At 40.0% G+C, this 14,014-nt stretch carries 3 protein-coding genes; all 3 read left to right on the forward strand.

The genetic code is table 11. The annotated features are described in order from the left end of the window. Positions 1-88 precede the first annotated feature (88 nt). The 3 genes from KH400_RS04995 to KH400_RS05005 all read left to right on the forward strand — a co-directional run bounded on the left by KH400_RS04995 (position 89) and on the right by KH400_RS05005 (position 14,009). Positions 89-8,089 carry a fibronectin type III domain-containing protein gene (locus tag KH400_RS04995; RefSeq protein ID WP_217222508.1) on the forward strand — a complete coding sequence of 2,667 codons (8,001 nt, stop codon included), beginning with the start codon at positions 89-91 and terminating at the stop codon, positions 8,087-8,089. A 215-nt stretch (positions 8,090-8,304) separates the two neighbouring features. Beyond that, positions 8,305-10,092: an adenylate/guanylate cyclase domain-containing protein gene (locus KH400_RS05000; RefSeq protein ID WP_217222510.1), complete on the forward strand. Its 1,788-nt coding sequence runs from the start codon at positions 8,305-8,307 to the stop codon at positions 10,090-10,092. After that, a complete protein-coding gene (locus KH400_RS05005) occupies positions 10,089-14,009 on the forward strand; it encodes an Ig-like domain-containing protein (protein WP_217222511.1) in 3,921 nt (1,306 codons plus the stop codon). The genes KH400_RS05000 and KH400_RS05005 overlap by 4 nt, the downstream gene beginning before the upstream one ends. Positions 14,010-14,014 lie beyond the last annotated feature (5 nt).

A 14,014-nucleotide genomic window follows, 5' to 3' on the forward strand; every position in this document is an offset into this window, starting at 1 on the left:
ATCGAGGTAGAATTTACTAGATCGAAAGCAACTTTAATGTTGTGGTACTGACACCAAGAATTCACAAAATTTAGGGGAGGTTTAATCGATGGTTAAAGGAGGAAGGGGAAAGTCGCTTTTTGCGCTGTTTCTATCCTTTTTACTGGTCTTTTCTAACTTTGCCGCGGTCATCGTTTCACCACAATCAGCTGAGGCAAGTGCTCCGGTTGAGGTTGTGGATGTTGATGTACTGATCGGTGATGATCAGCCAGTAAATTGGAGCAGAGATATTGAGTATTACCGGATCGACGAGCGACCGACAAATACTGAAATATCTGATTTCTTAAATAATGATGGTCATCGTTATTTTGCTGTTCGCTATGTCGGTGTTGGTAATAAGCTGTACATGAATCTATTACGATTTGATGAGGGTGATGTTAACTTCACCATATCAAATGGCCGCTTAAACTTTACATCAAATGGCAGTGTGGAAAGGATGAACACTAGCGGTAATGTAAGCTCGATGAGCAGTGATAGTAGCTTGCGTGGAAATGGTTTTATTGTCAATGAGTTACATGTAAGCTCCAATGAAGCTGCTGAATTTGCAGTTGAAACCATTGGTGATACATTTGTTGAATTTGCTTGGGACAACAATAATGCAGAGCTATTGAGAGATGGTAGTGTTGTCGTTACAAACGGCGACCGAGAAGATGTAACCGTACAGCCAAATCGTACATATGAGTATGTGCTTACATACGCTGAAGGTAATCAGTCATTTTTCCTCTATTTAGACGAGCCGGTTACAACGAAGCGTGCAAGTCTTCATTCTGGACCAGGCTCAAATGCTCAAATTGAACCAATTGAAGTTGATTACCGTCATTCGAGTCTCCAAACAACATTAGATTGGAAGACAGATATCGGGCTGATCGATGCTACGATCCCTTTATTTGAGGATATTGCAGCATTTTTAGCAGACCACGCTGATGACGAGGGTGAACAAAATACAGACATCTATGCAGTGATGTATGAATCACAAAACGAAACATTTTTAAACCTATTTAGCGGTGATATAGAGTTTCGTGATGGGGATGCTAGGCTGTATTACAATGTACAGGATGAGTCTGCCCTTCGCTTGAATACGGCGGGCAACCGAAATGCAATTGCTAATGATGGTAGCATTTCTGCTCGTGAATATAGAGTTTATGAAATTAATTCATCAACGATTGATCGCCGAAGAGATATACTTTTAAACTTAGATCGAATCGGTCGGTCGGAGCATGAAATGGAGCTTGCTTGGGATAGCGATAATCAGTTTGATGAGTATGTGCTTTCACGTGACGACAGGCAGGTGTATGCGGCTACGAACACTGCTGCTGACGATTATGGTCAGATCTCATTTAATGATACAGGTTTAACAGCAGGGAAAGAATACAGCTATGTATTAACGGGCAGCTACCGTAATGGCGATACTAACGCTCTCTACGTATCTACGTTACATTCGCGTACAAGTACGTCAACGGTAGCTATGGAAGCTGATGAAACGCATGAGTTCGTTCTCCGTTGGCTACCCGTGAGAGAAGCGATTGGTTATACGATCGAAAGAAATGGTGAGCCAATTGCACAAATTACTGGACTTACAAATGGTGGGACTGAAGAAGATACAGTCTATCATGACACAGGCCTAGTTGCCGGAGAGACATATGTCTATGATGTCATTCCTATTTTTGAAATTAACTGTGATGCATTAATTGAAAGTTTTACGACTCGGACGGTCACTTCTTCATCGGTTGAGTTAGTATGGTCACCGGACAGTCGTGCCGAGCAATATGAAATTGAACGCTTCCGCATGGAAGATGAAGATGATGAGGATGGGATCCGTGAAGGGGAAAATACCATTGTTGAGGAGTTTTCCTTTGTAGATGAAGGATTGCGACCGAATACAACTTACAAATATGTAATTACAGCAACGAATCCTTCATGTGAAAATGAAGAAAAGGTTGAACTTGAAGTAACAACAGCACCTGAACAGCCAACGAATTTTCGGGCTGAGGACATTGGTGCACATGAATTCACACTAAAGTGGACAGAACCAGAAGGCACTGAAGAGTTTAGATTAGTAGGTCTTTGTGATGGGGTTGAGATAATCGAAACATTATCTTCAACGTCAATTACAATTGATAATTTAGCTCCAGGAACAATATGTGACCTGCAATTGTTTGCGATTCCTGAAGGTGTTGATCCAAACTTTGTTCACAGTGACCCTGCACTATTAACAGTTACAACGCTTGACCTTCATGAATATAGTGAGCGTCCAGATCAACCGACGAACGTTCGCCTTGTTGAAGAAACACGTACAACAAACTCACTTGAACTTGCTTGGGATGATCAAGAGCGTGTACATTACTACGAAATCACGAGAAAAGCGTCTGGAGATACTAATGAGCGCGTTTGGACGGTAAACGACACATTTGCAGTTGATGAACCACTAGATCCAAATACGCAATATGAATATGAAGTAGTTGCGGTTAATAATGTTGGTCCGAGTGTTAAAGAGACCCTTGACCACGACGGCGTCAAAACCTTACCAGCTCAACCTGAGCGTTTTCGTGTAACAGATTTTACGCAAAATCGAGTTACCCTAGCTTGGGAGATGGAATCGGGATTGGAGTATACATTAATCCGATTCAATGAAAATGGTGATGTTGAGGTATTTGAAGATGTGACATCGAGTTATCGAGACAGAGATGTAGAACCAAATCAGTTTTACGAATATCACTTAATCGCCAGAAACAATGTTGGTGAAAGTATTCCAACGATTGCTTCAGTAACGACAAAACCAATGACTATTTTCTGGGGGTCAAATGCAGAGCTTGAAGCAAACGCTGTGACTTCAGAGACTGTTACCCTTGAATGGGAGCCTTCACTTCAGATGACAGAGCTAATTGACGAATTCAGTGGTTATGTGAGTGCATTGAGCATCGATCAATCTTTAGTTGATCAAGTGCTTCCATTGGCTGAGCAGCTCGGTTTTGGTGGTATGAATGATTATTTAAATCACCCACGAATTGAAGAATTGCTAGATCTTGTGTCGTCAATTGAAGCAAATGAGATTATAACCATGCTTGAACAGATTGATGAACATAGTGAAACATACGATTTGCTGCGCATGCGTGTGAATGAAAATTTAGTTGAAGTTGAAGAGGAAGTCATTACTGGGCTCGATCGTCCAGAGTACCTTGATACAAATGTCGAACCGAACACATCATACACGTATTACGTGATCGCTCAAACTGAATATGGACAAAGCTCACGACAAAAATTGAGTGTTGTTGATATTGAAGGTGAAGATCGCATTGAAAAAGATTGGGTGCGCACACCACCAGGACAACCAAATTTACAAGTTGGTGAGCCGCTATTATCAAATTTCGTCCCATTAGAATGGAATGATGTCGCAGGTGCAAGTGAATACATTTTAAAACGATTTACTGTAGCTGAAGATGGAACGATTGATGAAGATGATGAAGATTGGGAAAGAACATTATCGATTGAGTATTATCACGATACCGATGTCGTCACAGGTCAAGCTTATGTGTACGAAATCATTGCAAAAAATGATTTTAATGATGCGACCAATCAAGAAGGTGATAAAGCTAGCTTAATGGTTATGGTTCCAACTGTTCCGCTTGAAGGACCGGCATTCTTCGCTTCAAAGATTTTATATACAAAAGCTGAATTATTGTGGGAAGAAGTTGCTGGTGCTGACCTCTACCGTCTACAACGAGAAGATGAGGATGGTACAGCATATGTGTATGAAGGAGTAAATAATTCCTTTTTAGACGAAGACCTAGAGCCAGGTGAAAGCTATTCTTACACGCTTGAGGTTGTAAAAGATACAGAGACAATCATTGAAGAAGTTGAGCTCGACATCGATGCGAAGGACTTTATTATTGCCAACGGTAAGTCTGATACATCTAATCCAATTGAGCTTCTTAACACAAATGTTGCCGCGTTACAGTGGGAAGAAGTTGAAGGAGTTAGGTATGAGCTCTACCGAGATGGTGAGGAAGTTACCGATTATTGGAGTCCAAAGCTTGTTTATACCGACTTTGGATTAAACAATGACGGTTTAGATTCCGAACGAAACTATGACTATACGCTAGATGTTTTAGAAGGAGACACTGTTGTTGATTCGATCTCTGTAACCGTTCGTACGGCAGAATCAGATTGTGGTTCCGGTGACTTACAATTCTTTAAAGATGTTGAAACAGCAGCACAAACAGATGCGACCACGTTAGTTTGGGCGTGTGAGGACACTTATACGCTGAAACGAAGAACAGTTGGCTCAGGCCTTACGTTTGACGATGTTGATCCATTGTTTTCAAATTCAAGAGAAGGTCTAACGTATGAAGATGAGCAAGGCTTAATCCCGAATACACTTTATGCGTACAAACTTTCGAACTCTGATGAATCGATTGTGATTGAGGATGTCCTAACAAGACCAGAAGCACCGGAAGATTTTGAATGGCAGGCACAAACAACAAATGCTGTGCTATTAGGGTGGGACCAGCCAAATCACGGCAATGAGCCATATCATTATGTGATTTATCGTGATGGCGTTGAGATTGCAAACTCACCGGTTCCGGGGCATATCACTACAGTTCTTGATGAGGGATTAGAACCTACAACAAAATATGAATATACAATCGTTACCCGTAATGATGCTCGTGATAGTGAGGAAGTCCATTTTCCAGTCATTACGAATACGCCATTTGACTTCACAGATATTGGACATAGTTCGACGACGCTTGAGTGGGACACACATCCAGAAGCAGTGAAGTACATTGTTACACGTAGCCCGGGAGATGGAGACGATCATTCTGTGGTATTTGAAGTTGAGCGTGATGGTGACAATTGGATTCTAGATTCGGATAGCGAATCTAACACTCATTTTGAAGATGAGCGAATAACTCTTTATGACAGAGGTCTTGATCCACTTACCGTTTATGAATATTCTCTAGAAATGGAGTTTGAGACGGAAGTAGGAGGAGAGGTGTATGAAGGTGAGACAGGGGCAACCGTAGGTGTTGTACTAACACCTGATATGCCACTATTCATTGGACAAGCACTAGATACCGATTCGATTGAGGTACAATGGTCGCCGCTTGATCGAGCTTCTGATTATAGCTTACTATATCGCGAGCAAGGTGAGAGTGATTGGCGCGATGATGGAATTTCCATTGAAGAGGGTATGACAGATTATGTTTTTGAAGATCTAACTCCGAATACAAACTATGAATTTGCGATCGTAAGAGATGAGGAAGAGGAAGACCCAATTGCCATTCTTCAACGAGAGTATGATGATGAAGATAATGAGGTAAACCGACCTGTAGCAACCTTACCACTTCCGCCATCAGATTTTACAATTGCAGAGCGTACGAGTGATGAGATTGATTTTGAATGGGTAGAAAATCGCGACAATGGTGATGCAGATGCCTCGTACTACTTATTTAGAGATGATGTTGAGGTTGATGGGTTGCCAGTTGATCGTGAAGGTGATCACACCGAAACGTATGAACTAACTGATCAAAACATTGATCCAACAGAAACAGCGGTTTACACGATCGTGACTGTAAACGCTAGTGGGGTAAGCGAGGAAGTTGAAATATTAGTTCCAGGTGCACCTGGGAATTTTACGACAACTGAAGTCTTGCCACGTTCAATAGCCTTATCGTGGGATCCAGTCGGTGATGAAACCTTTGTACTAGAGCGATACGGTGAGGATGAAGAGCGTGAACGAGTCTGGTATGTAGAAGAGACTGAGTTTGTGGATACGGATGAATTACTACCGAACGGAAAGTATGATTATGAATTAAGTATTTACGACGAAGAAGCCGATGGTGACAAGATGCAGTGGACGAACATTCGCCTAGAAGTTCCATTACCACCGGAAACACCACTTGATTTCCGAGCCATTGATACAACTTTTACATCTGCGGTACTCGAATGGTCACCAGTGAGTGGTGATGACATTGAGTATGTCCTAGCTAGAGATGGAAATGTTGTATACGAAGGAACAGACGTCGTTTTCGCAGATGAAGGACTAGAGGCTGAGGAGACGTATACGTATACGTTACTTGCGACAAACAACGAAACAAATGCTGAAAGTGATCCAACTGATATTACAGTAACAACAGATATTTCAGCAGAGCCTAGACCAGACCAAATTACGATTTCGTGGCCGAAGATGGAAGGTGCTATTGCGTATCAACTGACTCGTAATGGTGAACTAATCTATGAAGGTGAATTAACGTCGTATACCGATTACGAGGTTTATCCAGAGTATGAATATACGTATGAAGTGATTCCAATTGGCTTGCAAGGTGAAGTGATCGATGATAATACCCTTGTTATTGATAGTGAAACGACACCTTTTGAAGTGTGGTTAGAAGCAAGAGCTGATGTCGCACCGACAAAAGAGTGGACGATTGACTTTAATCAAAGCTTAAACAGCTCAACAGTGACGAATGAAAATGTTTATGTCGTTCGTGCTGATGATAATGAGGATCGTGACGATCATGATGTAAGACTTGATACAAGTGTGATTCTAAATGACCCTGATCGAGAAACGATTACGGTGCTGCCACCAGAAGGCGGCTATGAGCCAGGGGATTATTATTTATGGGTGACTGATGATGTAGCATCAGCTGGGCCAGTCCCCCGACAACTGAAACAAGCAATTCGCTTAGAATTCACAGTTAGTCCAACAGCGGAAATCGAAGACCCTTATTACTTCGAATTCGATGAGCGAGTATGGAGTACAACCGTTCAAAAAGAACGAGTCTTTACAATAAACCTTACGGAGCCGCTTGCATCACGTACGGACGTTGAGGATTACGTCTATGTTACGATCGGCTCAAATCATGATAGTGAAAAGCTTGAAGGTGTAGAGGTCGTTTATGACGGAGAAGAAGAGATCAAGGTTTATCCGCCAAACGAGAACTATATCCCAGGTAGAAGCTATTATTTATGGGTAAGGGATTTACAAAATGATGATGGAGATCCTGTCCGTGTGATTGATCATGAAACAGGTAATTTATCTGAAGCGGTAAGAATGCGATTTGATATCGGAGAGCTGGATATCATCGTCAACAGCGAATATCGCTCAGATCTAAGACCATCAAGTGATCGATATCTCATTAATAAAGATGAACAATGGGAAATCATTTTTAAACCAGTTAATGGAACGGTAACAGAAGAATTACTTGAACAATTAGAAACAACGGTTCAACATTATGTGACGGTGACAAACGGTGCTGAAACGGTTGATATGAGGTTCTTACCTCCGGCAATCTCAGATGATGATAAAGTATCGATTATTTTCGAACCGCGCCTAGGTGAGTATGAAGCAGGTGAGGAGTATCGACTGCATATCGCAGACCGCATCTACTCCGACTATTATTCTCTACATGAGGATATGAGTATTGACTTTACGACACCTGTAAATATTATTATTGATCCGGAAGTTGATAAGAGCGATCCAATCACGGTATGGCCACAAAACCAGCCGGAAGATCCAACATCAATTTTTAGAGATTTTACAATTGAATTTGAGCGTGAAGTGGCGTTAAGTTATGAGCGTTACATTTACATTGAAGACGAGCAAGGCAACAGAGTAGAGGTAACATTAGGTAAGAATGATCACGGTCATATCACTGTAACAGCGCCAGAAGATGGTTACCAATTTGACTCGACCTATTACTTAATCATTGAGGAAGAGTTGGAGTTTGAACCAGGATTTACGCTCGATCAGAATTATAAGCTTCAATTTAATACAGAAGCTGAGGTTGTCACTTCAATTCAAGGGGATGGTACGATTACGATCCTTGATGAAGAAGTAGCCACAGCGCAATATGTTGCTAGAAATCAATTTCGAAACGATATCGACCATAGTGATGTCACTTGGTCTGTCAACGCTGAAGGTGTAGAGGTTTCAAATGACGGTGTCGTAACCGTCGAACCTACAGCTTCAGTCGGTGCCTTCGAATTACACGCAACAGCTGGAGATGAGACAGTAACAAGAACGATTCAATTAATTTCTAGTACTGAATAAGTAGGAGAAAGGGCTGTCCCATAGTGACGATTCACCTTGAATGAGAGGTGACTGTTACTTAGGGGCAGTCTTTTTTGATCTGTAATAGTAAAAAACGATCAGAAATTGTGTCCAAATAAAGTTAACATTATTAAAATATGGTAAAATATTCAGTAAAATAGAGAACTATATGTTTAGGTCATTAGTCTTGAGATGAAAAGGGGGTGTTAAACGAATTGAGGAAAGTAATTGCAATGATAGCTATATTTCTGTTTGTATCGACTATTTATTATACAAATGAGTTTTATATACCTTCTAATGCCTTAACCGATAGATTTGTACATGAACCGCGTGAAACAGATCCGTCTATCAAAATATTAGCAATTGATGATGAGAGTTTAGCAGAGGTTGGGCGATGGCCATGGCCACGTGATATTTTGGCAGAAGTTACAGATGAGCTTGTCAATCATGGAGCTACCGGTGTATTTGTTGATGTCTTATATACAGAGCATAGTGAAAATCCAGCTGAGGATGAAGCTTGGCAGCAAGTGCTTGACCAACATGATAATGTGTTTTTGCCGGTTTACTTTCAATTCGACCCTATTCAGGAGAGTAGTGATCGTCTAACATATGAGCGAATAAATAAGCCGATCTATGATGTGAATATGGAGCGCTTAGGCCATATTAATGCCTGGGATAGTATCGATAGAGTCGTTCGTGAAGTGTTATTAGGTATCCACGTTAATGGTGATTCGATTATCCCGGCAATGAGTGTGAGGCTCGCAAACCTTCATTTAGAAGAAAGTGAGCAGATTAATTGGAATGCAAATAATGAATGGTTCTACGGAGATGAACTAATAAAAACAACTCCTTACAGTGAAGCTTACTTTTCTTATGCATCAAGACCGACATTACCTACGTTTGATACATATTCGGTTAGTCAGCTAATTAATGGTGAGGTTGACTATCGTTATTTTAAGGATGCGCTTGTATTGATTGGTCCATATTCTCTAGGGTTACATGATTTAGTTCATGTACCGAATAGTCGAGCTGAAATGTTTGGAGTTGAGGTCCATGCTAATATGCTTCAAAGTTTATTAGATCGATCCATTTTACAAGATGTATCAAAAGCTATAGGTATTGTGATTATTCTTCTTGTAACAGTGCTCGCTTATATAATGATGGACCGTATAAATGCGAAGTGGGCAATTATCACCTGTATTGGTTTTATTGTTTCCTACCTTTTATTATTCAACACGGTATTAAAGAATTTTCAACTCATTCTACCATTGTTCTATGTATTACTAGCGATCGTTCTTGTCTATGTTACATCAGTTGTGTCTCACTATTTACGAGAACGGCATGAACGAAATCGGGTCACTGGAATTTTTGGTCGTTATGTTTCGAAAAGCGTTGTAACAGAAATTTTGGCAAATCAAGATGAGATTAAGCTTGGCGGTGAACGTAAGGAAGTCACCTTACTGTTTGTTGATATCCGTGGTTTTACGACGTTATCGGAGAATATTGAACCAGAAGAAGTGATCGAGATCTTAAATGAGTACTTAGATTTATGTACAAAAGCTATTTTCACCTATGAAGGGACGCTTGATAAATTTATCGGCGATGGTGTAATGGCGATTTATGGGGCCCCTGTTTCACAAGATGACCATGCAAGGCGAGCGGTTCAATCAGCGTTAGAGATGAAGAAAAAAGCTAGTGAGTTAGCAACAAAACTAGAGGAGCGATACGGTCATAATGTCCAATTTGGAGTAGGGATTAATAGTGGACCAGCTGTTATTGGAAACATTGGGTCAAAGGAGAGACTTGAGTATACAGCGATTGGTGATACCGTAAATCTGGCAGCGCGACTAGAGTCAAATGCTAAGCCGGGACAAATCTTAATTAGTGAAGATACATATGAACTAGTAAAAGGTGACTTTCAGGTTGAACGATTAGACGCAATTCGTGTGAAAGGGAAAGAGAAAAAGGTCAACTTATATGAAGTGAAGGGGGAGAACGAGTGAAAATAACAAGGGTCTTATTCATTGCAAGTCTATTGTTTGTATGTGCATTTTTAATTCCCAACCTTACAGTTGCAGCAGGTGGAAAGACAACACTAACGGAGGTTAATGGCGAAGTCTTCGTCACAAAGGCTGGAGCAAAACAAGAAATAAAAGCTGATGAAGGGATGGCGATTCAGCTTGGGGATTCAATTCGAACAGGTGTTGAATCGTCTGTAAAGCTTAACTTTGGAACGGAGCGTCAAGCGACGTTAGGTGAGCTTGGTAAAGTAACAATATCAGAACTATCAACAGTTGAAAATGAAGCCGAAGTTCATATTTTCACAACTGAGGACGGTCAGAAAGTGGCTGTTAAACATGAGTCAGGAAGTCTATGGAGTAAGATCAAAAGCTTCTTTGGTTCAGATGAACACCACAGGGTTGAAACATCAACTTCGATACTGGGTGTTCGCGGAACATTATTTCTAACTGTCGTCGATTATGAAGATGAGCAATTAAGTGTTCTTGATGGGGTAGTTGGGATTGAACGTGTAAGAGGAACGGACTATTCGGATCCAGCCTCAGAGCCAAGAGTCACACCGAGCCAGCAGGTATCATTGACTGATGAACAAGCGACAGAACCAACTACGATTGATTATGAACAAACCTTTGAGAGGCTACAGCCTGAATTAATTGTAGAGATTGTGACTGATACTGTTGAGGCAGCCGAGGAAAGGGTTGAGCAATCTGAAAGAGAACTAGAAGAGTTGGATGATCAAGAGCGTGCAAAAGAAGCGCTAGAGCAAGCAGCTAACGCCGAATTAGTTTCAGCAATTGCTGAGCGTGTGGTAGAAGAAGCGAGTAGGTCAACGAAAAATCAAGAAATAGAACAACTTCTCGAACAACGAGAGCAATCCGTTCAGCAACTAGAAGAGCGTGCAACAGAAACGAGACAACGGTCAGAAGAGAATCGACAGCAAGCTGAAGATAAAGCAAGAGAGCAAGGTGTGAGCGATGATGATATTACTGAGTCAACTCAAGAAACAACAGAGCATGTTGAGCGTGTGAATGAGTCATCCCGAAACTCTGAGCCTTCTTCATCAAGTGGTTCATCTAGAAACAGTAGCAGTAGCGGGAACAATGATAATACTAGTGCTATCATAAATGTTGTTGATGTCAAACTTGATCAACGTTCATTATCGTTAGAACCTAGTGAAGAAAAACAGTTATCGGTAACCTTTAGCCCAGAAGATGCAACAAATAAGGCGCTTGAATGGGAGTCTAGTAATGATGATGTCGTTACGGTTACTGAGGGCGGAAAATTAACTGCAATAGCAGAGGGAACAGCGATAATATCAGTTACGACAAGTGATGGCGGATACAGAGATGAAGTACAAGTTACTGTTTTAATGCAAGATAGACTAATTACGACAATACCTGAAGTTAACGGTGTAACTTTTGAGTATGAAGGGGATGTAACAAATAGTGTTGGGGCTAGGTTTAATATAACTGACCTAAAGGTTGGTGATGAACCGATAGCTGAAGACATTGCTTATTACTTTTTTGAAGTAACTGAATCTATTCCAACTCTAGACAATATTACCGAAGAACATGTAATTACTTTTAGTAGTGACGGTAGGACATGGATGTCTGGAGTCGAAGGTGAGACTGCTGATGTCTATATCAGTCTCGTACTAGTTGATGAAAATATCAACCCAATCGGGCATTACTTAGAGAAGAAAGAACTAACCCAACAAAAAGTTACAAAATCAGAAGAGATTAGCGAAGTTCGTTATGGAGTGGATATTACTAGGGATGAAGGTGAATCTAGGATAACTGTCGATGCAAGTGAAATTTTCAGTATCGATGAAGTTGATTCGTATTTAATATTGGACCGATTCTACTATTCAGATTACTTTCCATTTGAGATTAATACCGTTTTAGAAGGTCATCATTTTCTTTATCAACGTACGCCGTTAGTATTTCAAAACCCTAATTACGAAGAATTTATACTCGTATTCTTTAATGATAGCCTTGAGGCAATTTATTATTATACAGGATCAATAGAGAGGATAGAACAAGGGAGTCGGTCAATGATTGAAGAGATCATTGACGATCCGATTGAAGAGCATGTGCTTCAAAATACAAATATTGACGATGTCATTGAAGAATTCGTTCTATTTGATAGTCAAATAGAAGTTACAAGGGACAATATTATGTCGATTGAATGGAATGAAGATCCTAAAGAACCTAAGCTAACTATATATCTAGATGAACCAATATCACTAGAGAATAACTTCATAAAATCCGTGAAGTATGTAGAGGATGTTATTCAATTTGCTGACTCTGACTCAAGCTTACTGAGTACATTTGAAGCCGGAGATTTTGATTTGATGTTTTTAGTTGATAAGATCGTACGGCACTCTTCTGGAGAGGAAGTACCCCAAAGCCGCTATAGTGCCGGAGAAATACTAGCTGAGATTGCTTGGAGAAATGATTTAGAAAACTTTAATGAAGCTAACATTAATCAGTATCTAGAAGCGATTGTCATTCATCAGGATGAGATCACTAATATGAGTGAGCTACAACAGATTATTGATGAAAATAATATTAATATAGATGACTTATTACAATCTGCTATTAATGATGCAAATGAACTCCTAGATAATTATCATCTAGAACCATATGACCCTAATACAGACATATACAATCATTTATTAGATTCAATTGTTCAAGCTCAAAATTTATTAAATAACACTGAAGCGACTTATGATCAGAAAAAAGCAGCTTTAAATCAATTAGAAGATGCGAAATCTAATTTGGAAAATACCGTTGTTAATGTTGGGGCACCAAGTTTTACGTATGACTTTAATGGATTTGAAGATCTGCTAGTCTCTGAAAATTGGGTATCAAAAACTATCCCTTTAGAGTCATATATAGAAGGTGAGGGGATAACATTTTCAGTTACAGTTTCTAATGCTGACGTTATAGATGCTTCAATTGATGAACAACTTTTATCTTTGGTAAAGGATTATGATGTCCAAGTTAAGGCTAGTGAGATCATTACGGTTGATTTAACGGCAGAAAATGATCAAGGAAAATTAGTTGATAGTTTTGAGATACGATTCTTTCCACAAGTATTAAATCTAGAGGCTCTAAAAGATGACAGAGGAACCTTGATAAAATGGAAAGATAGTACAATGAATGGCGTAGATGGCTATGTCATTTTCCGTGGACCTAATGAAGAAATGGATGATGCTGAAGTTATATCTGGAACAATCCAGTCCGGGTTGGAACATTACCTAGATACAGACTTACAAGAGGATGAAGAGTATTATTATTTTGTACGTCCCTTAATTGGAGACAAAGTTGAATTACGAGGAGATGTTATTAGTTTAAAGGAAACAGCTGGAAGAAATTTAGCTTCAAGTCTAAGCATTTTATATGCTTTTGCAACGAGTGATGAAGGTACGTTTGATTTACTTAGGATTCAAGAATTGATCGAAGAGGCTGAAGAAAGTATAGAAGTAGCCTTAGAAGTGGGTTGGGAATGGTCTGAAATAAAGGAGTTGGAAGAATATAGTTATCTAGAAATTTCGAAGGATAAGCTAGGTGGCTTACAACCATTACAAACACCTTCTAACTTAATCACAGAAGGGACTCATATAACCTGGGATAAAGTAGAAAATGCTACCGAATATAGGTTGTCAATTTATAAAAAAGTAGAAGAAGATGATTACAGCGATGCGATTTATATTGAAGATAGGACCGTGTATCAGCAGCCGGATGAAACAACAGCTTCATATGATTTAGGTCAAAGAGGTCTAGAAGAAGGCAAGTACCAGGTGAGGGTAACTGCAATCGGGGATGGTGTTGATTATTCATTCTCTCAGGCTTCAAGTTTTTCAGGGATTGATATTTTAATTGATGAAGGTGAGTAGGTGAA

The organism is Desertibacillus haloalkaliphilus, from assembly GCF_019039105.1.
Taxonomy (GTDB): domain Bacteria; phylum Bacillota; class Bacilli; order Bacillales; family KJ1-10-99; genus Desertibacillus; species Desertibacillus haloalkaliphilus.

Bases quoted from the DNA above. Each gene is read 5' to 3' on its own strand.
- KH400_RS04995 (WP_217222508.1), top strand. From the start codon at position 89: ATGGTTAAAGGAGGAAGGGGAAAGTCGCTTTTTGCGCTGTTTCTATCC.